The organism is Bacillus sp. JJ1566, assembly GCF_036962685.1.
GTDB lineage: Bacteria > Bacillota > Bacilli > Bacillales > Bacillaceae_L > Ferdinandcohnia.
Map to the genome: position 1 here is coordinate 90,961 of NZ_JBALOP010000038.1, position 23,026 is coordinate 113,986.

Below are 23,026 nucleotides of genomic sequence, written 5' to 3' on the forward strand. Positions count from 1 at the left end.
GATGTCACTAACTAATTTAACTGAAGAAGAAAAATATATTTTGTTGCAGTTATCTTATTTAGACATTCCTGATAATCTTCGCCCAAGTGAAAAAAAGCCAGTCACAATCGATCGAATTATGGAAGAACTGAGTAAGAAGTCTTTAGATGAAGGTACTCAGAAAAAATTCGATGAGATTAAGTCTTATATGGGAAGAGATGATTACAAGTCTTCCCCTCTTAATGAAATTAAATTAGTGGGTTACCAAAACAATAATCCGAATGGCGGTAATAACTCGGATGGTAGGTCTCATAGTGGTTTCGTCGGATATGCCTTTACGGATGGAAAAGGAAATGGAACTGCTTTATATAGGGGAAGTGAAGACTTAACAAATCCATCTCATATCGCAACGGATTGGGTATCAAATGTAGATGCAGGATTAGGCGTTGAGATTCGCCAACAAAGAGAAGCAGATGCCTTTTATCAAAAATATATTGCTGGTCTCGATGGTGAGCAATATGTATTCGGTCATTCGAAGGGAGGAAATCTTGCTGCATACGTTCTTGTCAATAATCTAGACGAACGGTTAAGTTCTTACATCGTGAATGGAGCACCTTTGTATTGGTGGAATTTAACAAAGGAACAGCAAGAAGCACTTAAAGGAGACCGAAACACATTCATTGTCCATGAAGGCGATTTTGTCTCCTCCTTAGGGTATGCACAATACGTAGATAAAACGGTTTATATTAATAATCCAGATGAAGGGCTTATGTACCCACATGGATTAGATAGTGTGAATTTTACATCTACTGGAGATTTTGAAAAGTATTTTGATGGTCAATCGGATACGCGAACCTACGCCAATGCAGGAGCCGCTACTATCTTTTATTTAGTGTCCAATTTACCTAAGGTGCAAATATATAAAGCGTCTGTCTATATTCGTGAAGCCACGATGCAAATGTTAGAAGCGGCCGTTCGGGGGATAAGAAAAACAGTAGAATTTGTAAAAGATCAAGTAACAAAGCTTATCGCGAAGGTAAAGGATTTATCCCAAAAAATCAAAGCTCAGGTTACCCAGTTCTTTAATGACTTAGCTCAAAAAGCAGCAATCCTTTTCGTAAAAATAGTAGCTAAACTTGGTGGGTACTTTCCAGTTGAACCATATATAAAAGTCAATGTTGAAAGGCTTTACTACTATGCGCAAAGACTAGAAGCGATAAAACGGAGAATTAGCGTACTGAATGACAGGATTGATTCCCTGTACTGGGAGGTTGACCTGTTAGATATCCGTCATGTGTTGAACGCCGACATTTTAACGACATTCCCACACAGGCTCAATCAAAACATTAACTACCTAAATACTGCCGCACGATTGCTTGAGTCCAATGAAGTGAAGTTAGTTGGAAAGGCAAGGATTATCCGATAGGAGAGAACTAAAGGAGGGACCTCAGGTGAAACCTCATGTTAGACGGAAGATTAATAGCATAATTAATGAAATTAATGCCATCTCAAGGGAACTCGATGAAATCTCAAATGGTCTTAATCGAGAATTCAAAGGGATTGGCTCTACCAAAAGTGCATCTAGCTTGCAAAGTGCAGCTGACAAGTACCGAAGAGTCGGCTACAACCTCAGAAGGATTTAAGCGAGTAAGCTAGCAAACTCAAAAAATCGTACCCGTTTTGTGGAAGTGTTTTGGAGAATAGGTACGAATCATGGGCTTGTGTACCCGATTGATTGCGGTTTGGATGGGAATGGTAACGCATTGCAGTCATGCATACCCGATTGAGTGAGATTTAATTGAAAAGGGTAACGCAACAAGGTCATGCGTGCCCAATTCGTTAGGGTTTGTATAAAAAGAGTAACGCAACACTGGTTTCCTTCCCCAATTGAACTAGATTCTAGTAAGAAAGGTAACGCAACACGCGTTTGCGTGCCCGATTCAATAGACTTCTAGAAAAATAGGGAATGCATTACAACCTGAAGAACTCTTTTAGATTGTCCTTTTAAAAAACGGAATAAATACAGATTTGCGATATATCAAAGTGTTAATTTTATCAAAGTGGTATATCGCAAAAACGATTATCGGTATATCGGAGGTCCGATTCATTACCGTGGTATACTGCAAACGCCATAATTGGTATACCAACCTAGCCAAAACGCAGGCTCGATATACCGAAAAACCAAGCGCGGCCCCAAAAAACCGTACACCAACGCTAATCCAAAAGTTCTCTCGGCCCAAAGTCGAGTTAACTCATACATATCCCATGTTAAGGAGGTGAAAAAACAATGGCACGTTCAATTACAGTTGATCCAGCGAAACTAGACACTGCGGCTACCCGCATTGACCAACAATCTGCTGACTACGAGAGACTCTATAAGGCTCTTTACACAGAGGTTGAAGGTATGGGTGCAGCATGGCAAGGTACTGATAATATGGCATATGTTTCTCAAATCAAGGGCTTCATGGATGACTTCCAAAAAATGACGAACTTGATGAGACAATACTCCGAATTCTTAAAGCTTAGCTCAAAAACATATCGTGAAACACAAAACGAGGTAGTAAACCAAGCGCGTCGCTTAACTAACTAATCTCGATACCTACTAATCTAACAAAAAAAGGAGGTGCTACTATGTCAGTTGATGGAATCAAGATTTCCCTTGGAGAGGTTAGTAAAACCGCTGGGCAAATCCGTACCCTAAACCAACAGCTTTCGACTGCATTAGAAGACATCAAGAAGGAAATGAACGGCTTAGCCGCTACATGGAACTCTGACGCTTCTAATACAATTCGCGGAAACTTCAATGCATTGGCTCCACGCTTCGAGGAGTATCGCCAAGTCATTGATAGCTACGCCAAATTCCTTGACAACACAGTTACAAACTACAACGCGGCTGAAACAGCAATTAACAATAACGCTAGCGCATTTAAATAATCCATGAGGAGGGCAATTGGCCTCGCTGATTGTCCTCACTCACAACTTTATTCAGCGAAGTTCTTATCTAGGCATGCTAATACTATTCAATTCAGTTGGGTTCAACCCAGACTAAATTAAAGAACTCAGACTAAGAGCGCCACCTCCTGTGGCAACGTCTTTGTGACCCACTTTGTGTGGGGCTAAAAATTCTGGGCGCAAATACGCCAAGGTGCATTTGATAAACAATGGGAGTGCAAGAAAAATGATCAAACATGTTGATTTACATATTGAAAACTACGGTGTTTCGAAATTCATCTTTTATAGAGTGCCATCTCAGATCCGTGTTGATTTTACAGAAGCCGATAAGCTTAAAAACAACAAGGTTCCAGGGCTTTTACCATGTGTTGTGATTAATAAGGACGATGAGGCATATTTTCGCTACGACCTGGTGTCTGAGGTGACGATTGCGCAAGCTTCAACAAACCAACTCACCAAAGAACAGATCCACTCATTTTTCACTAATATCGTCGAAACATTGATTGAGGCTGAGCGGCTTGGGTTGAATGTGAACAACTTTGTTATTGATGAGAACTACATCTTTATTGATAATTTTTCAAACAGATTAATTCTACTGTACATGCCGATTAAAAATAATATTTTTGAAAAGGTATCAATCCGGGAATTCTTCACCCGCTTCTTACACTCCCACTCCTATGATGAAAATGATGACCTGACTTATTTTGTGAGATTACATAACTATTTCGCTACCGCAGAGGAAATCAATTTATATGCGCTTCAAAAAAAGCTGCACGAGCTGTTGGTAAACAAGCCGGCTTCACCACAAAGTTTTAAGAAGCTGCCAATTCAAGATGAGGAACCGCAGACTCCGAATTACTATAGCCCAGGTAGTGAAATCAAGGCATCTGAAGAAAATGGCGTCATCACATCAGAATACAGTAGTAAAAGGTCTGATAAAAAGAAAAGGCAACAGCTTGAGATTGAGGAAGAGGTTCAGTACAAGCGAATTACTCGCACCGAGCTTGGTGAAGGGAACTCTCTGTTAGCCGGTGGAACCTCAATCAACATTAAGCCGAATATAGGTAGTCCGATTTCGTTTGACACAGATGAGCCTGAGGAGGAAGAAGGAACAACCGTCCTTACTGCTTACAAGGAACCGGAAGAGGAAGAAGGAACAACTACACTTGGCGTAGGCACAAGCTTCCAACAGCAGCCATTCCTGCTAACAGCGACTCAAGAAAAAATCATGGTATCAAAGCAAGTGTTTAAAATCGGCCGTGACCCACAAGCTACCGATTACACATCGAAAAATAAAGTGGTCGGTCGCGTACACGCAGAGATAGTTACTGAGAACGGGGAATATTTTATCGTAGATCAAGAATCACGAAACGGCAGCTTTGTAAATGGCGTCAAGCTTGACCCAAAAAACAAGGTGAAAATCAAGCATGAAGACAAAATCAAATTAGCGAACGAAGAATTTGTCTTCCGGCTTTTTTAAAAATGTCTAGCTTCAGGCGCCATCGGCTCGAGGTCACAATCCAATCGCTTCGGAAGGAAAAAACACCTTCTGTCAGCGCTTGTCGCCGATAAGCGGGCGTCTTACGCATTTCAAATGAGGTGAAAAAAGTGGCGTTCATACATGCATACCACACAGATGTTGGAATTAAGAAAAAAACAAACCAGGATGCCATGCTCGTCAAGACGGCGAAAACGCCGAATGGGTATGTCGGAATGTTCGTTGTTTGCGACGGAATGGGCGGGCTCGATCACGGGGAGTTGGCAAGTGCCACGGTCGTTCGCGGTCTCTCGGATTGGTTCGAACAAGAACTGCCAGACCTGTTGCATTCAAGTCAACAAGATGTTGACATCCGCGAAGCACTCGAAGCCTGCATCCTTTCGCAAAATGAAAAAATCCTAGATTACGGGGACGAAACAAATACCCAAGTAGGAACAACGGTAACCGCACTTCTTATCATTCATTCTCGTTACTATATCGTACATATTGGCGACAGCCGGGCCTATCAAATTCAAAATCAAGTGACGAGGCTGACGAGGGATCAAACCTTGGTGGCACGTGAAGTGGAACGCGGAAACATTACACCTGAGCAAGCCTTGAAGGACCCTAGACGCAATGTGCTTTTACAATGTGTCGGTGCAACGAAGGAACTGGAAGTCGTCATCCTCACCGGTGAGGCAGAGCCAGGAACGGTGTTTTTACTTTGTACAGATGGTTTTTACCATAAAATCACAGACGCGGAGCTGCTCGAGGAACTCCGACCGAATCCATTTTTAAACGAAAAGCAGTTAAAATACAAGGCGATTAAACTAATCGATGCCGTGAAGGAACGAAAAGAGGTTGATAATATTTCTATCGTTCTTGCGCATGTAGTGTGAAGGGCTGATTTTATGGCTTTGAATATTGGAGTTTGAATATAGTTTTCCGCGTCTAGCTCCGGCACCATCGGCTCTCTGGTCTAAGCCAATTGCTTCGAAGGTCAAAGGCACCTTCTAGCAGGCTTTTCTTATGCTTGTCAGACTTGCACAGGACAAGGAAGGCATCGACAGCATAAACATCGCACGAAGAAATGCACGGCATTTTAGAGGAAGTGCTGACATCGACGTTTGCCACAGGACGTGGCGGTAGTTAGTCGATGTTCCTCTATCAGGGCGCCTTGCGCTTTTCAATTTTGGAGGAATTACTTTGATTAAAATCGGAAGTTTTATAGATGATAGATACGAAATATTGAAGGAAATTGGGCGCGGTGGGATGAGTATTGTCTATTTGGCGATGGACAACCGGCTCAACAAGTCTCTCGTCGTCAAGGATATCCGTAAACGTGACAACAGCAACAACGAGCTTCTTATCAACAGCTTAGTTGTCGAGGCGAACATGCTGAAAAAACTGGACCACGGCGCGCTTCCAAAGATATACGACATTATCGAATCGGAGGGCGACATTTATGTCGTGATGGATTATGTCGAGGGTGAATCGCTCAAGCAAAAGCTGAAGCGGGAGAAAATAATTTCTGCAAAGCTTGTAATTAATTGGGCGAAGCAGCTTGCTGAGGTGCTCCATTATTTACATACGAGAAAGCCGCATCCGATTATTTACCGCGATATGAAGCCAGACAATATCATGCTCACTCCGGAAGGAAAAATCAAGCTGATTGACTTCGGGATTGCGCGCGAATTTAAGGATGAGAGTCTGACGGATACGACAAATCTTGGAACGAAGACCTATGCTGCACCGGAGCAGTTATCTGGCAAACGCACCGATGCCCGAACCGATATTTATAGCTTGGGTTTGACGTTGTATCAATTGATCACCGGTAAAAGTCTTGCAGACCCACCGTATGAGGTAAGGCCAATTCGGCAGTGGGATCCAACTTTACCGGAAGGGCTCGAGCATATCATTTTAAAATGTACACAGGCTGAGCCGGAAAATCGCTATCAAACCTGTGAGGAGCTTTTATACGATCTCGAAAATATCAATAAGCTCACTGCAGGCTACCGGAAAAAAATGTTCAAGAGACTCTACCTGTTTTTAATACCGGCCGTCTTATGCGTTGGTTTTTCAACGACGTCAGTGATGGGCTATCAAGGTATGAAAAATGTGCAGTTCCAGGACTACATGGGGCTTGTCAATGAATCTAGCATTTCGTTAATCGAGGGAAATGATACCGAAGCAATAAAACTGCTAGAACAAGCAATCAAGGTTGACAAGGGGCGCGGATCTGCCTATAACAATCTGCTCGATGTGTATATTAATCGAAATGATGTTGATACTGGTCTATCAAAAATCGAGTCCTATGTGAATGACGAATACGGGAATATTCATAAAAACAGTGAGGTCCTTTTTAAACTAGGAATGACGTATTTCGACCTGAAACGTGATTATCCTGTAGCATTGAAATATTTTAAGCAGGTGAATGAAAAAGAAATTCCAGACGCAGCTTACTATATTACGCTTGCGACAACATTGGGCGGGATGAATATTGACTATGAAGAGTTCTCTACGAATCTCATCGAGTTTGAGTCATTTAATGATACCCTCCCGAACAATGCAAAAAAGGTAGATAACTATAATTCGCTTGCCAACATTTACATTTCATATAAAGGGCAAATCGCAGACGCCAATACGAAGGCTATTACCGTAGTTCAAAAGGCACAAGATGTTCTTGAGTTGGCCCCTGATGAGCAGCTGCAGCTAAAATACGAAATTGAGTTTGAGCGAAAGCTCGCCCAGGCTTTTTATAGTAGAGGTGTTAATAATTCAGAGGATCAGGTTGCTGCTCGTGACGATTTCGAGCAGGCGAATGAGCACTACAACTCGCTTCTCGAATTGAATGTGCCAAATATGGAAGAGGTTATGGTCAATATCGGCATTATTTATCAGGAGATGGGGGAGCATTCCCAGGCGGTCGAGCAATTTGAAAGGATCATTAAAGACAATCCGAAAAGCCTAAAAGCGTATGTGAGGCTTGGTAATCTGTTGCTTGATATTGAGCAAGGAAAGCAGGAGGACCAGCGCAACTACAGCAAGGCGAAGGAAGTCTTTGAAAAGGCAGGGCAGCTCGATAATGCCCAGGCCAACGAAGCCTATAAAAAGCTTGCTAGACGTATGGCGAATTTAAATATCTAGTGGGACGGAGGCGTGCTTGGCGCATTTCTTGGAAGGGGGACTCTCAATTGGAGTATCAAATTATGTTTTATGGAGGATTAGCGGGCGCGCTGATCACGCTTATAATCTCGATTATCGTTTATATGAAACTACAAATCTCTCAAGTGTTTGCGGACCTTACGGGAAATCGATTTAAGAGAAAGAAGAACGATCGCATTTCTCTCGAGGCACAAGAAACAAAACGAACAACGAGTGAAATAAAACTTCGGAAAAAGGAGGTTCCAGTTGCGGTATCCATAGAGGATACAGCCCTTATGAGCGAGGAACTTGAGGCTGCCTCAATGTTTGAAGCAAAAGGAAAGGTCGAAGAACCGACTGTTCTCTTGGTGGAAGGCGATTCCCCAGAGGAGACCACCCTGCTTCAGGATGGAGTGGAGGAAACCTCACTTTTACAAGACGAGCTTGAGGAGACGACACTCCTGGCAAACGAACTTGAGGAAACATCTCTTCTCCAGGATGAAGATGAAACAACATTGCTTGTAGAGGAAGACGAAACCTCTATCCTTCTTGAAAGTGATGGAGAAACCTCGATTCTAACCGAGGTCGAAGAAGATTTCGACTTCGAAATCGAGGTGGATGTCATGATTGTCCACACAAATAAAGTAATTGAACAAAGGAGCGTAGTAAAGTGATAGGAATGATTTCAAGGAGCTATCGGAAAAACAAATCCATATTCTTGATACCAGTTGCGTTCATTTTAGTTCTGTCAGTTGTCTTGTATAGCGGGAATGTTTTTTCCGAAGGCGACATTAAACGAACAATTACATTTGAAGGCGACGAATGGGACATCTCAGGAGAGTTCGACCGGACATGGTACGCCAATGAAGACAGTTTCACATTTACCGTGAATTTAACTGAGGACTATGAGAATTTCCTTAAGTCCATAGAACCTCCTGAAGAAGATCCAGCACCACAGCCGGACCCAGGTGAAGGGGAACCGGGAACACCACCAGAGGAACCTATTGAAGGAAATTCAGAAAAAAGTGAGCAGAATGTCTCGGGTGAACAAGGCACAGCTGAAGGTGAAAATCCTGCACCACAAACAGTCGAGGATAATATCCCACCAAAAGTAGTCGAAAAACCATTTTCGGTCGCTGTGGAAGGCGGCTTAGCGGTCATCAAGGAAAAAAATACAGCAGATGGATTTAACGGTGTATATGAGGTTGTCGTTACGCTAAATGCTGACTTAGACGATAAGGAAATACCAGTTTCTCTTGATTTTGCAGGGAATACATGGAATATTCCAAATGAAACTTTAGGCTCCTTCCAGATTCAAAGAGATACAACAGCACCAGGAATTACCCTTTCAGGTGTAGAAGAGAACGCCTTGATTGTTAATGAAAATGCATCCCTTTCCATCGAAATTGCGGATGAAAACTATGATCCAAATCAGGTTACATTGACAGTCAAACAGGACGATAAAAGTTTTGTCATTGAAGACAAACCAGATTGGAGCGATGGGAAAGAAACACTGAACTTTACCCAGGCTGGTGACTATGTCGTTACAGTAACAGCGACAGATAAAGCGGGAAATGTATCTGATACTGCCGTAAGGAATTTTTCGATTTATAAAAAAGCAGCAGATATTCATTTTAAACCGAAGCGAGATAATTCATTTTACAACAGCAATGTTGAAATTGAAGTCATCAATGATATTAGAATGAATGAGTTCGTAGCAACAATTGAAAAGGATGGGGTAGAGTATACTGGTGACCCTAAGTACAAAAAAGGTTGGAAAACAGCTTCCTTAGAGCTATCTGATCCAGGCTCCTACACCATTAAGGTTACTTTTAAAGACCGTAAACAATCAGAACCATATGTAATGGGGCCATATTCATTTACGATTGATAAGACTAAGCCTGTTGTGTCTGTGTCTGATGTAGTAAATGGCAGCATTTATAAAGGGCCACAGAAATTCACATTGAATGTTTCAGATGACAATGAAGATCAAGATAAAACAGTCTTAACCGTGAAACAAAATGGCCAAAAATATCGCGAAATCAAAGGGAAAGATGCATATAAGACACAAGACATCACTGAGGACGGCCGCTATGAAATTGATGTAAAAGCAGTTGACTTGGCATTAAATGAAGATGATTTTAAACCGATCACCTTTACAATTGACCAACAAGCGCCAGTTCTTAACATCTCTAATGTTTCGGATAAAGGGTTTTATAATACAGATCAAGAGGTAGTCATGACAGTAGTTGATGAACTAAATCTTGACGAAAACCAAACAAAAGCAGTCATTGAAAAGGTTGGCGACACTGAATTCAGTGCAAATGTAGAGTTCAAGAAAAAGTCAGAAACGACTGCCGAAGCGAGTTATAAATTTGCCAATGACGGCGAATATATCATTACATTCAATTCAACCGATAAAGCAGGAAATGCTGCACAAGAGAAAAAGGTTGGTTTTACAATCGATAAAATACAGCCTACTATCGAGATCAATAATGTGGAAAACCACGAGAGATACAATGAAGACCAACCTGCGACCATCACTATCAGTGATATAAATCTTGCTGAGGCCATTGTTCAGGTTACACATAACGGAAATCCATATGAAATTGCTCCACTCACAAAAGATGGGCAAAAAGCAACAACTGAGCATGTATTTAATGAAGATGGGGTTTACAAAATAGAGGTTGAAGCGAAGGATAAGTCAGGGAATTCAAACTCTCAGACACTTCGTTTTACAATCGATAAAACAGGTCCGGAAATTCAATATTCCATCAAAAACGGGACCTATTTTAAGGATCCGAACGTTGATTTAACAGTTTCCGTAATGGATTACACACCTTTCCTTCCAGAAATTACGGTTATTCGTGAGTACGGAGGAAAAACAGAAGAAATTGAAACAGGAGACTGGATGGAGGAAGTCATTTGGCTGATTTCACAGCAAATGACAATCTCCCTTCAGGATGAAGGTGTATATTCAGTCACTGTTACCGCGAGAGACTTTTTCGGGGTTGAAAGCACAAAGGAACTTACATTTACCATTGACCATACGCCACCTGAAATTAACTTCAGTGGAATTGCCGACGGAGACTTTGTCAAAGGGGACAATGAGCTCATTGTCAATGTCAATGACCTTCATTTTGATTCAACAAAAAATGAAGTGCTTGTAAATGGTAAAAAGGTAGAGAATGCAGTTTGGGAAGAAACTGAAACAGGTTTTCAATTCAAACAAAGCTTCCCTAATGATGGCAATTATGAAGTAACTGTTCGTTCCGAAGACTTCGCGGGGAATAAGTCAGTTGAGAAAATCCATACTTTTACGGTTGATACTGTTAAACCAGTAATTACTGTTGAGAAAGTTAAAAATGGAACCTATTACAGCACTAAACAATCAGCTACCATTAAGGTAAACGAGCTGAATTTTTCAAACAATAATGTCAATATTGAAGTAACACGAAACAATCAGCCTTATTCTTTTAATGAATGGAAAAACCAAGACGTTGTTTCAAGCCTAGAAATTCCATTTAATGAGGACGGCGACTATGTAATTAAGGTATCAGCAACAGATGCTGCAGGAAACCCTGCAGATAGACAAGAGGTTGCATTCACAGTCGATGAAACTTTCCCTGCCCTCAATATTTCTGATGTTGAGCACATGACTAATTACAATGTGAGTAAGGCTGTAACATTTGATGTCACCGATACGAATATTGGTCAAATCTCGTTGTACGTGACGAAAAATGGCCAGGCATATAATGCGGGTACGTTAACAAAATCAGGTTCAAAGGCAAGCCTTACACATAATTTCACGGAAGAAGGCAGCTACGTCCTATACTTCAGTGCAACAGACAAGTCAGGCAACAAAACAACGCATGATGAAATTGCGTTCATCATCGACAAAACCAATCCAGTTGTAAAAATTGATGGTGTCGACCACCAGTCCTTTAACCCAACTGGCAAGCGAGTAACTGTTTCTGTTGATGAATTGAATTTTGGTACGAATTATGTCGTGCTTTCTGTAACAAAGGATGGCAAGGTATTTAACATCGGAACATGGCAAAACAACAACAAGCTTTCAAGCTTAGGCTACAATTTCAATGATGATGGATTGTACACGATTGCCATTAGCGCAGAGGATAAGGCTGGTAACGGTCCAATCGCAGCAAACAAGACATTCACAATCGATACTACAAAGCCGACAATCGAAATTACTGGTGTTGAAAATGCGGCCCATTATAATGTCGATAAGCCAGTTAGTGTAGCGATTCGTGATGTGAACCTTGATGTGAACCGCATCACAGTGACACGAAATGGCAGAGGCTATAATGCCGGTGGATTTGCGGTAGCGAATCAAACAGCACGACTCAGCCATAATTTTAGCCAGGAAGGTGACTATGTCATTAACGTCGAAGCGATTGACAAAGCGGGCAACCAGTTTAGCAACCAGATTGCTTTTACAATCGATAAAACAGCCCCGGTCATCACACCGAAATTTAAAGGTCAAAGTCGAGTCATTAAGGATGGCGAATATATTAATGAAGTATTCACACCTGAATTTGCACTTGACCAAGCAAATGACACAATCGTTTCAGTAACAATGAATGGTTCAAATGTGACTGGCCGAGTTCCAACGGCTTCACTGGAAATGACGTACAAATTTAGTGTGCTTGCAAGAGATAAGGCAGGTAACGAATCAACTATTGATATCAGTTTTATTCTTGACACTACAAAGCCGGCTTTAAATATCTCAGGAATCTTAGATGGGTTCTTCAATCAAAATCAATCGCCAAATGTCACTTATTCGGACCGATACCTTGATACTAGTCGTTCAAAAGTAACATTAAATGGTCGTCCATATGTGAATGGAATGGTATTAAGTGACGAGGGAGATTACACATTAAAGGCTGAAATTTATGACCTGGCAAACAATGTATCAACGCGGACCATCGTGTTTACGATTGATAAAACATCACCCGTCATCCGATTTAAAGAACCGATTTCTAATAAGTACTTTAATGAAACTTTAATTCCTGAGCTTTTGATTGAAGACTTAAATGCGTACGACATTATCTCCCTTACCTTAAATGGTCAGCCTTATAACTTAGGTGACCCAATCGAGGATGAAGGAAAGCACGTGCTCTTCTTCGAGGTAAAGGATAAAGCAGGTAATATCCAGCAGCTAAGCGTAGAGTTTATTATTGATAAAACAGCTCCGAAAGTTAATTTCGATGGTGTAAAGCAAAATGAAACATATCGTGATCCAGTGACCTTCTCAATTAGCCTTGATAATCCAAGTGATACACTTAAGACTGTGATGATCAATGGAGAGCTTTTCAACGGTGATGTAAAAGAAGTGAACGGTACGAAAGTTGTTACTGTTACACTTTCTGATATCAACCAATACAAGGTTGAAGTATTAGCCTTTGATGAAGCGGAGAACGAGAAAAAGGAAGTCATTGAATTCGAAATCGTAGAAAAAAGTGTACTTGTTAAGTTTTATGAAAATAAAACGTTATTTGCGGGTACAATGGTTGGGCTTGTCGGTACTGCGGCAGCAGGTGCAGTTGCGATACGAAGAGTCATCATCCGCAGAAGAGACGCAAAGGATATGTAACTTTGGAGCAAGATTATAGACTAAGAACGCCACGTACTGTGGCAAGGTTTTTATGACCCGCATTGTGTGGGCCTCAGGCATTCGCTGTTTAGCGGATGCCTGTTTTTCACTTTCATACTCCTTTTTGTAATAATTATTCATCACTCGTTACAAACTAATCTCGTAGGTGTATGTTTTGTTGCTTTACCACGTTATTATGCTGGCGTTTACTTGCTTTTGAAGCCATGATATACTTCCAGAGGCTTTAAACGTGCCATGATTGTATCGGAGGTATTTTCATGAATAGAAGAAAACGTCAGCACGAAGTAAATCCCTCACTTCAACAGGTAAAGGAATACATATACATACTACTTGGTTCAGCCACAGTGGCTCTTTCATTTAATCTGTTTTTGTTACCAAACAAGGTTGCATCCGGGGGCGTAAGTGGGATTAGTACAATCCTTAACTCCCTTTTTGGATGGGAAGCAGCCTATGTCCAATGGGCTTTTAATATCCCATTATTCATTGCAGGGGTCATTTTTCTTGGAAAGGTATATGGTGCCAGGACGTTAATTGGCACTCTTTTTCTACCATTTGTTGTTTATCTTTCAAGGAATTTGGAACCGGCAACGCTCGACCCATTGCTCGGTGCTTTATTCGGCGGAATCGGAATCGGTTTGGGGCTCGGCATCACATTCCGGGGCAATGCGTCGACAGGCGGGACAGATCTTGCTGCTCAAATTGTTCATAAGTATACGGGGATTTCCCTTGGAAAGTGTGTTGCTTTCATTGACGGGCTAATCGTCCTAACCGCTGCAATCGTGTTCGATATTGAGAGTGGACTCTATGCACTGATTGGACTTTTCGTAACAAGTAAAACGATTGATTTGGTACAGGTTGGTCTTGGTAATTCGAAAATGGCTCTCATTATTACGAACCATCAGAATGAAGTACGACAGCAGATATTTGACCAACTGGACAGAGGGGTAACTAAGCTCTCTGGATATGGGGGATACACGGACGATGAGCGCCCCATGCTCATGTGTGTGGTTGATCAGAAAGAGTTCACAAAATTGAAACAAGTGGTTCGAAGCGTTGATACATCTGCATTTGTCGTCGTTATGGACGCTGCAGAGGTATTAGGAGAGGGTTTTAAAAGAGCGTAAAAGGGGTATAATGATTATTGTATAATGGAAAAATTTATTACAGGGGGTAAATTCTGTGAAACGTAAGCTATTTGGATTTCTATTAGGAACAGCGCTTGTATTCGCTCTTGCAGCATGTGGTGGTGGGGACGACAACAATGCAGCTAATGAGCCAGCAGGCGATAACGGTGGAGCTACTGCTGTAAATGCTGAGAAAATTGCACAACAAAACTGTGCATCATGTCATGGACAAGATTTATCTGGCGGTGCTGGACCTGATCTTTCAAAAATCGGATCTAAATACAGCCAAGACGAAATTGCGGGTATCATCGAAAATGGTCAAGGCTCAATGCCTGGTGGAATCATCAAAGGTGAAGATAAAGACGCAGTTGCTGCATGGCTAGCTGAGAAAAAATAATAAAACAGTATGTAGGCCTTCCGGGTGAACCGGAAGGCTTTTAATGTGGGCTGGAATTGGGCATAGGGCACAATTATTTGGATAATGGACACAATTAGTAAAAGTTAGGGCGCAATAACTCTAGCTTAGGGAACAATTATTAAAACGTTGGTCACAATCACAAAAATGACAATCAAATAGAAATAGAATTTTATAAAAAAGAGGAGGAATTGCTGATTATTTTGTCGAATAACCCATAAAACGAAAGGAGTAGATACATTTGATAAGAAAATTTCGCACAATCCCAATTGAAATTTTAATCCTTGCCGCACTTATCAGGAGATTAAAGCCGGATCATCCGAAAATTCCTCAAATCCAGGTCGAATTGGCCAAAAGAAAGAAAGGATACCGCGGGGAGCTTTCATTAAATTACTATTTGGACCTCATCGACACACCCGAATACCTCATTTTACACGATATCAGACTTTCAGACGGTAAATCTTGCTTCCAAATCGACACACTCATCATTACACCACATTTTTTCTTAATCCTTGAAATAAAAAATATATCTGGAACCCTTTACTTTGAAGATGAATCCAATCAAATGATTCGAACACTAAACAATGAAGAAGAAGGTATGTCAAATCCGATCCTACAGGCGAAACGTCATTCCCGGCAATTAACAAACTGGCTCAAACAGCGGAAGCTTCCAATCCTGCCTATCGAATCTTTGGTCATCATTAGTGACCCAAAAACCATTATTAAAGCCTCAAGACCAAGTATTTTCACAAAAGTGATGCATAGTGCAAATCTCCCTTTTACTTTTGAGAAAATGGAAAAAAGACATACAAAAGAAATGTTGACGATGAAGGAAATGAGGAAAATAGCAGCGACGATTGAAAAGCAACATAGACCTAGAGAACTGGATCTCCTTAAAAGTTTTCAAATCTTACAATCCGATATACGAAGTGGTGTATGTTGCCCAAAGTGTTTTACACTTTCGATGGTCAGAAAAAAAGGTTTTTGGTATTGCCCGAAGTGTCATGAAAAATGTGCAAATGCCCACGTAGAGGCACTTAAGGATTATTCGATGCTCATTAATCCAACGGTAACGAATCAACAGGTAAGGGAGTTTCTGCAAATTTCATCTCGTAAGGTTGCGCGAAATATCTTGGAGGCTATGAACCTCCCCACCGAAGGTACCACCAAATCCAAGATATACCACCTCCCCCAATTCCATTATTTACAAACCACCACCTGAACCCTATTCCCTAGCAACCTTAATTGCCATGAAATCAAAATGTAATATTTTTAGTCGTTTTTTGCCGAATAATGATGTTATAATGAAAAAAGCAATGAAACTTAACTTTATTCAGGTTAAACTTAACTTAAATAAGTGGCGCAAAAATGTAAAAAGAGTATATAATTTCATTGGTAGGTTCAAACCTCGACTGAAATTAAGGAACTCAGACTAAGATCGTCACGTTACATCCTGTGACAACGTTAATTTCAATATTTTGTCTTATAATTTTTAGTTGCATAGCCTATAGGGGCGCAAGTATGTCCAAAAGGGCATGGGCGCTTCTATTTTCATTTAATAGATTACTAATTTTACTACACAATTCTCCCACTGATCCGGTGGGGTCATACTGCCAGTGGACGAGGGATAAAAAAACGATGATAGGTGATTCGTAATGATAGAAATGAAGGATGTTTATAAAAAGTATCCGAACGGCGTCATGGCCGTTAATGGAATAAATGTAAAAATCGACCAAGGTGAATTCGTGTATGTCGTTGGGCCAAGTGGCGCGGGGAAGTCGACTTTCATTAAAATGATGTACCGCGAAGAGAAGCCAACAAAGGGTTCAATCACGATAAACGGCATTGACCTTGCTAAATTAAAAGAAAAAAAGGTCCCCCTTTTACGAAGAAATATCGGGGTCGTGTTCCAGGATTTCAAGCTTTTACCGCGACTTACTGTGTACGAAAACGTAGCATTCGCACTTGAAGTAATAGAAGAAAACCCGAAGAATATTAAAAAGCGTGTAATGGATGTGCTCGACCTTGTTCGTCTGAAGCATAAAGCACGATTTTTGCCAGATGAGTTATCCGGTGGGGAGCAGCAGCGTGTGTCAATTGCACGTTCAATCGTAAACTCTCCGGGTGCGCTTATTGCGGACGAGCCTACGGGTAACCTTGACCCAGAAACATCTTGGGAAATCATGAACATTTTTGAAGAAATTAATTTCCGTGGTACAACCATTGTCATGGCAACGCACAACCGTGAAATTGTGAATACCGTTAAAAAGCGTGTAATTGCCATTGAAAGTGGAAAAATTGCGCGCGATGAAGTAAGGGGTGATTACGGCTATGAAGCTTAATACACTCCGCCGTCATTTTCGAGAAAGTTCAAAAAACCTTGGGCGTAATGGCTGGATGACATTTGCATCTGTCAGCGCCGTGACCGTCACACTACTCCTTGTAGGTGTATTTTTAGTCATCATGATGAACTTAAACAGTATGGCGACTTCACTAGAAAAAGATGTACGTATCAGTGTTCACACGGACTTAACGTCAACGAAGGAACAGCAGGACGCATTAAAAGCGGAAATTGTAAAAATTCCGCAGGTTGCAGATGTTACATTCTCATCAAAGGATGAAGAGCTCCAGAAAATGATCGAGAGCTTTGGTGAGGATGGAAAGATTTTTGAAATGTATGAGCAAGGTAACCCACTTCATGATGTGTTCGTCGTGAAAACAAAAGATCCTCAAGATATTATGAAGGTTGCTGAGCAGGTTGAAAAAATGGACTATGTTCACAGTGTGAACTATGGAAAAGGTAAAGTTGAAAAGATTTTTAGCACTGTTGGTGTTTCACGTAACATTGGAATTGGGCTAATCGTCGGTCTTCTATTCACCGCGATGTTCTTAATTTCAAATACGATTAAAATTACGATTTTTGCAAGACAAAGAGAAATTGAGATTATGAAGCTAGTTGGAGCTACAAATTCGTTTATACGCTGGCCATTTTTCCTAGAGGGTTTATTCCTTGGAATTTTAGGCTCGATGATTCCAATTGGGATCATTCTTGGGTTCTATAATTTCTTATATGATTTAATTCAACCACAATTAAACGGAACATTCCTAGAGCTATTAGCATTTAATCCATTTGCATTCCAAGTAACGGGGCTACTGCTTCTAATTGGTGCGTTTATTGGAGTATGGGGAAGCTTAATGTCTGTTCGAAAGTTCCTAAAAGTATAAGCAAAAGCACACCAACCGTGGTGTGCTTTTTCGCGCCTAAAACTAATAATAGAATGGGAAAGGGAAGAAGAATGGGAATACGAAATAGTTAAATGGGAAACGTCGACGGCGGAAGCGGCGAAAACGTCTGCGTCCATAGCCACCATAACTGCCAAATTGACGCCCAGGCTCCATTTCAAATTCTTCCACTTCTTCAGGTACAAGCATCGTTACTCCTTCATCGTCCACATCCTCGATGATGCCTTCCATTTGTGAGCCATCATGCATATGTCCGACCACATAATAATTCCTTAAATTGTGACAAGTATGTTTAATATCGTGCCCGTACGGCATTTGCATACCATATGGATTGTTTTGCATATGACATCCCTCCTTTGCATCATTAGGTTATTCACCCAACGCTTGACCTGTTACGTTATATTTAGAGGGTTGTTAGGAACTTGTTATTTTCGCAATAAAAAAACAGACAATAGCTCAGCAGCCGCTTCCAAAACCGTCGATAAATCGAAGAACATGGGACGAAAATCAGACGGGTATTAACTTTATTCAGCAGAAGGCTGAATAAAGTTAAAGCCTCCGGCGGATGCCACGATTTTTCAATGGAAACTTTTCAGCATTAACTGGCACTAAGCCCCTCGAGAGGGCAATTGCCAGTAAAAGCCTGATTGGTTCAACTATCAATCTGTGGAAAATGCATCCACAGATTAAAGTTTCACTGTATCTCGCATAAGAACAAAGACTAAGAACGCCACTTCCTGATGTCTTCGTCTTTGTGACCCACTTCGTGTGGGCCTAAAAATCGGTCGGCAAATACGCTAATGCGTATTTGATAAATAAAGCATCGGTTTCGATTGAAATCGATGCTTCTTAGGTTCAAAAAGCGTTGAGAATGGCTAAAAGCCATTGAAGCCGGGCTAACAACCATAGAACTACTGCTAACGCTCATAGAAATAAAATAACGACCATAGACTGCGTGCTAACAGCCATAGGGATTGTATTAAGTCAAAATAAAGAGACCACAGCCCGTTTCCACCCTACAACTCCCTGACAAACGCATAGCTTTTCCGCTCATACCCCATTTTTTCCTCATAAAAACGGTGCGCATCCACACGTTGTAGCCCTGATGTCAACGCCACCTTGCTACAGCCTAATTCCCGAGCAAGTTCATGTATGTAAGAAAGAAGTGCCTCACCATACCCTTTCGAGCGACCCGCCTCGTCCGTCACCAAATCATACACATACATATTCTTCCCGTAATAAAGATTGAGTTGCTGTGCAACGCCAGTAACTGCCGCTACCTTTCCTCCATCAACTAATGCAAACAATCGATACCCCTGCGGCTGCATCTCAGTCACTAGCCCCACAAATTCATCGACTTCCAAATGTGTCCTTAATTGCTTCATTACCGGAAACGCCATTTTCCACTCATCAACCGTCTTCAATTCACGAAATTCATATGCCAACACAATCACTCCTCGCGAAAATATTTCCTTTATCATACAGCGGATGTACACAAGTTACTACATTTTTCTTTACTTCATTCTGAAAAAACTTTTATAATGGATAAGTAGTGAAACTTTTACCAATTACACATTGAGGGGCTTACCTCTTTTTGTCATAAAGTGTACAAGCATTACATATTTTTATACAGAGGGCATCGCACTAACGCAGGTGTGGTGCCTTTTCATGCAAGTTCACTCAGATAGTCAAAAAGGTCCAAGCTTTTTTCGAATATGACTTTTCGACTATCAAGAAATGAATAAGAACATAAAAGCTACAAAAATTAACGGTATGCATTTGTATTTAGAGATGAGGAGGAACACAGTTGAGTCGTAAAATTGTCGCATTATATATGGTACTATCCTTACTATTAGGAGCGAGTGTTACATTTTTAGTGGTTCAGCTGCTCGATCAAAACGAACAGCCACTCGTTCAGCAGCCAAGCCAAAACAAAGAAGGCACTACAGAAGAAGATACAAAAAATCTATCTAAAATCAGTCAAGCGTACAACATGATTTTAGATAGCTATGTTGAAAAGGTTGACGAAAAACAATTAATTGAGGGCGCTATTCAGGGGATGGTTAGCACGCTGAAAGACCCATATTCTGCATATATGGATGAAGAAACTGCTGCCCAGTTCAACGAATCACTGGAATCATCCTTTGAAGGAATTGGCGCGGAGGTAAGCATGATGGAAGGCAAGGTTACAATTGTCGCTCCATTCAAGGATTCACCAGCTGAAAAAGCAGGTCTAAAGCCAAATGACCAAATCATTAAAATTGATGGGAACAGTATCGAGGGTCTTGATCTTTACGAGGCTGTTTTAAAAATCCGCGGTGAAAAAGGAACCGTTGTTACACTGCAAGTGATGAGACCGGGTGTAACAGATGTAATGGACATCAAAGTAACTCGTGATACCATTCCGATTGAAACAGTCTATACAGACTTAAAAGAATATAACAATAAAAAGCTTGGCTACATTGAAATCACATCATTTGCCCAGGATACAGCGGAGGATTTCGTTGTTGGACTTAATGAGTTAGAGGACAAGGGCATGGAAGGCCTAATCATTGATGTTCGTGGAAATCCAGGTGGCCTTCTCGAAAGTGTTGAGGAAATTTTAAAACAGCTTGTTACCAAGGAAAAGCCATATGTTCAAATTGAAAATAGAAATGGCGAAAAGCAACGCTTCTTCTCCACATTAGAAAAACCGAAGGACTATCCAATCGTTGTGTTAACAAATGAAGGTAGTGCTTCTGCGTCTGAGATTTTAGCGGGTGCCTTAAAAGAAGCTGGCGGGTATGACATCGTCGGTGAAAAAACATTCGGTAAGGGAACTGTTCAACAAGCGCGTGACATGGGTGACGGCAGCAACCTTAAATTAACCATGTTCAAATGGCTAACTCCGGATGGAAATTGGATTCACCAAAAAGGAATCGAGCCAACTGTAGAAGCGAAACAACCTGAGTACTTCTACGCGAACCCAATCCAGTTTGAGAAAGAGCTTACGCAAAACATGAACAATGATAAAATCAAAAATGCACAAATCATGCTGAAGGGATTAGGATTCGACCCGGGGCGTGAGGACGGCTACTTCAGTGGAGAAACCGTCATTGCAGTAAAAGCCTTCCAACATGCAAATGATTTAGAAGCAACTGGCACAATCAACGAAAAAACAGCCGGCGCCATCGAAGCAAAGGTCATCGAATCCATTAGAGACCAAAAGAATGACCAACAGCTCCAAAAGGCAATGGAAGTATTGTTTAAATAAGATATAGCTGCACCTCTCCAAGGCGGAGGGGTGTTTTTTTATTGGGAAAAAGCCTTCCGGGTGATCCGGAAGGCAGACTAACGAATGGGTTTTGCATCGTTTGCGCACGGATATGCGTCGTCATGTGCGGGTATGCGTCGTCGCCGCGGAAATCGGCCCAAAATTCGAAAATAACGAAAAACTTAGCACGATATCGGCCAAAGATCAAAATATTTCGGACAAAAAACTAAATATATCGGACCGAAACCACCATATAACGGACAAAACTAAATTTTGAGACTCAGAAACCCCCAACATCCTTTTCCATAAAAATCAAAGCATGCTTTATCCCGCATTAACGGGCAGTAAGACCCACCAATCAGGTGGTGTCAACTGCCCGTAAAAGCCCGATTGGTTCAACTACCAATCAGTGAGGGAGGAAGAAACTCCCTCGCTGATTGAGTTTCACTTTATGTCAAGTATTTGGTACAATAAAAGTTAGTATATTGAGCGAAAATTTTTACATATAAAGTCAAATTCATAGGTGGTGAAAAGATTGATTGAGGCATGGTTACTAGAATTTGTAAAAGGGATTGGGCGATTCTTTTTACACCCATTGTTTTACTATTTAGCGGGTTACTGCGTTTTATTAGGATATTTTCGCGTTAAACGTGAGCGTCGTGCCTTTCATATAAGAGTTGAAGACGGATTTTTCGACCTAAGATCACTCCTTCCAGGTGGTTGGCTCGCAGGGCTTCTTATATCGGTTCTCACCATCGCAGCAGGTGTTGTCATTCCGTTCGGCAGCATCGTGCTAATCGCGTTCGTCACATTATTACTCAGTTTGCCGATCAAAACACGCTTACTTTCTCCTGCATACATTTTAGGAGTTTCGTTTTTTGGAATCATTTTGCTCTCAAATCTTTCAGTTGAAAATAAATTTATTACGAGATTGCTAGACGACATGGGCAACACTAGCCTAGCATCGATTGCGATACTACTAGGAGCCCTTTTACTTGCAGAAGGAATTCTGATTCTGAAAAAAGGTCATATCGGTACATCTCCGGACCTTTTAAAAAGCAAACGCGGACTTCCAGTTGGTGCGCACATCTCACAAAGACTATGGCTTGCACCGGTATTTTTACTAATGCCGGGAGAGGTTCTTACCACACATTATGAATGGTGGCCGGTTTTCACGGTAGACGGCCAAGCTTATTCATTGATTTTGGTACCGTTCGGAATCGGTTTTTATCACAAAGTAAAAAGTATGCTTCCGACTCAAAGTATTCCAGTCGTTGGAAAGCGCGTAATCCTATTAAGCATCATCGTTACAGTCTTAGCAATCACAAGCATTTGGTTTCCAATTACAGCAATTATTGCAGCATGCTTTGCATTAGCTGGACGTGAACTCATTTCCTTGCAGCACTATTTCATGGACGAATCGAAACCATCAATTTTTTCACAACGAAACCAGGGTCTGCTCGTTCTTGGGATTATTCCACAATCGCCAGCCGAAAAAATGCAAATCAAAATTGGTGAGACGATTTCAAAGGTCAACGGCATTCAAGTGAAAACCGTCCAAGAATTTTACATGGCCCTTCAAAAAAATCGTGCACTATGTAAGCTCGATGTGCTAGACATTAACGGTGAGGTTCGATACGTGCAGCGTGCGCTATACGAGGGTGAGCACCATGAACTCGGCATCCTTTTTGTGAACGAGGGCAAGGGATGGAAGGGTAAAGCGGTGTAACTGGTGGAATCTAGAAAATAGATAAAATAGTAAAAGCCTAAGATTATTTAATATATTGAAGTGACCCCTAAAAAT

At 41.2% G+C, this 23,026-nt stretch carries 18 protein-coding genes; 16 read left to right on the forward strand and 2 right to left on the reverse strand.

Annotated elements, in window-relative coordinates; all coding sequences use genetic code 11:
* Position 1: 1 nt before the first annotated feature.
* The 14 genes from V7112_RS14845 (at position 2) to ftsX (ending at position 17,951) form a co-directional block, all read left to right on the forward strand.
* On the forward strand, positions 2-1,405 hold the full coding sequence (locus V7112_RS14845; RefSeq protein ID WP_335421116.1) for an Mbeg1-like protein: 1,404 nt from the start codon (positions 2-4) through the stop codon (positions 1,403-1,405).
* Between the two features lie 25 nt (positions 1,406-1,430).
* Complete coding sequence (locus tag V7112_RS14850) at positions 1,431-1,622, forward strand: hypothetical protein (RefSeq protein WP_335421118.1); 192 nt, start codon at positions 1,431-1,433, stop codon at positions 1,620-1,622.
* A 644-nt stretch (positions 1,623-2,266) separates the two neighbouring features.
* Entirely contained in the window at positions 2,267-2,569 is a 303-nt protein-coding gene (locus V7112_RS14855; RefSeq protein WP_057997877.1) for a WXG100 family type VII secretion target, read from the forward strand.
* Positions 2,570-2,610: 41 nt separating this feature from the next.
* Positions 2,611-2,913 carry a pore-forming ESAT-6 family protein gene (locus V7112_RS14860; protein ID WP_010676860.1) on the forward strand — a complete coding sequence of 101 codons (303 nt, stop codon included), beginning with the start codon at positions 2,611-2,613 and terminating at the stop codon, positions 2,911-2,913.
* 244 nt (positions 2,914-3,157) lie between these two features.
* Entirely contained in the window at positions 3,158-4,411 is a 1,254-nt protein-coding gene (locus V7112_RS14865; protein WP_335421121.1) for a DUF6382 domain-containing protein, read from the forward strand.
* Positions 4,412-4,539: 128 nt separating this feature from the next.
* A complete protein-coding gene (locus V7112_RS14870; protein WP_335421123.1) occupies positions 4,540-5,307 on the forward strand; it encodes a PP2C family protein-serine/threonine phosphatase in 768 nt (255 codons plus the stop codon).
* A gap of 307 nt (positions 5,308-5,614) precedes the next feature.
* Entirely contained in the window at positions 5,615-7,555 is a 1,941-nt protein-coding gene (locus tag V7112_RS14875; RefSeq protein ID WP_335421125.1) for a protein kinase domain-containing protein, read from the forward strand.
* 47 nt (positions 7,556-7,602) lie between these two features.
* Positions 7,603-8,226, forward strand: coding sequence for a hypothetical protein (locus V7112_RS14880; RefSeq protein WP_335421128.1), 624 nt, complete (start codon positions 7,603-7,605; stop codon positions 8,224-8,226).
* Between the two features lie 5 nt (positions 8,227-8,231).
* A complete protein-coding gene (locus V7112_RS14885) occupies positions 8,232-13,166 on the forward strand; it encodes an Ig-like domain-containing protein (RefSeq protein ID WP_335421148.1) in 4,935 nt (1,644 codons plus the stop codon).
* A gap of 278 nt (positions 13,167-13,444) precedes the next feature.
* Positions 13,445-14,311, forward strand: coding sequence for a YitT family protein (locus V7112_RS14890; RefSeq protein ID WP_335421130.1), 867 nt, complete (start codon positions 13,445-13,447; stop codon positions 14,309-14,311).
* A 55-nt stretch (positions 14,312-14,366) separates the two neighbouring features.
* Positions 14,367-14,708, forward strand: a complete 342-nt coding sequence (cccB, locus tag V7112_RS14895; RefSeq protein ID WP_335421132.1) for a cytochrome c551 — start codon at positions 14,367-14,369, stop codon at positions 14,706-14,708.
* A gap of 259 nt (positions 14,709-14,967) precedes the next feature.
* The gene (locus V7112_RS14900) at positions 14,968-15,948 is read left to right on the forward strand and encodes a nuclease-related domain-containing protein (protein ID WP_335421134.1); all 981 of its coding nucleotides are present in this window, start codon (positions 14,968-14,970) and stop codon (positions 15,946-15,948) included.
* A gap of 433 nt (positions 15,949-16,381) precedes the next feature.
* A complete protein-coding gene (gene ftsE, locus V7112_RS14905) occupies positions 16,382-17,068 on the forward strand; it encodes a cell division ATP-binding protein FtsE (RefSeq protein WP_335421137.1) in 687 nt (228 codons plus the stop codon).
* Entirely contained in the window at positions 17,058-17,951 is an 894-nt protein-coding gene (gene ftsX / locus V7112_RS14910; RefSeq protein ID WP_335421139.1) for a permease-like cell division protein FtsX, read from the forward strand. Before ftsE ends, ftsX begins: the two co-directional genes overlap by 11 nt.
* Before the next feature lie 42 nt (positions 17,952-17,993).
* Here ftsX and V7112_RS14915 read toward each other — a convergent pair whose 3' ends face one another.
* Both V7112_RS14915 and V7112_RS14920 read right to left on the reverse strand, forming a co-directional pair.
* The gene (locus tag V7112_RS14915) at positions 17,994-18,311 is read right to left on the reverse strand and encodes a hypothetical protein (protein ID WP_335421142.1); all 318 of its coding nucleotides are present in this window, start codon (positions 18,309-18,311) and stop codon (positions 17,994-17,996) included.
* 674 nt (positions 18,312-18,985) lie between these two features.
* Positions 18,986-19,414 carry a GNAT family N-acetyltransferase gene (locus V7112_RS14920; RefSeq protein ID WP_335421144.1) on the reverse strand — a complete coding sequence of 143 codons (429 nt, stop codon included), beginning with the start codon at positions 19,412-19,414 and terminating at the stop codon, positions 18,986-18,988.
* A 362-nt stretch (positions 19,415-19,776) separates the two neighbouring features.
* Between V7112_RS14920 and V7112_RS14925 the strand changes: the two genes are divergently transcribed.
* Positions 19,777-21,222, forward strand: a complete 1,446-nt coding sequence (locus V7112_RS14925) for a S41 family peptidase (protein ID WP_335421145.1) — start codon at positions 19,777-19,779, stop codon at positions 21,220-21,222.
* Between the two features lie 526 nt (positions 21,223-21,748).
* Positions 21,749-22,951 carry a PDZ domain-containing protein gene (locus V7112_RS14930; RefSeq protein WP_335421151.1) on the forward strand — a complete coding sequence of 401 codons (1,203 nt, stop codon included), beginning with the start codon at positions 21,749-21,751 and terminating at the stop codon, positions 22,949-22,951.
* Positions 22,952-23,026 lie beyond the last annotated feature (75 nt).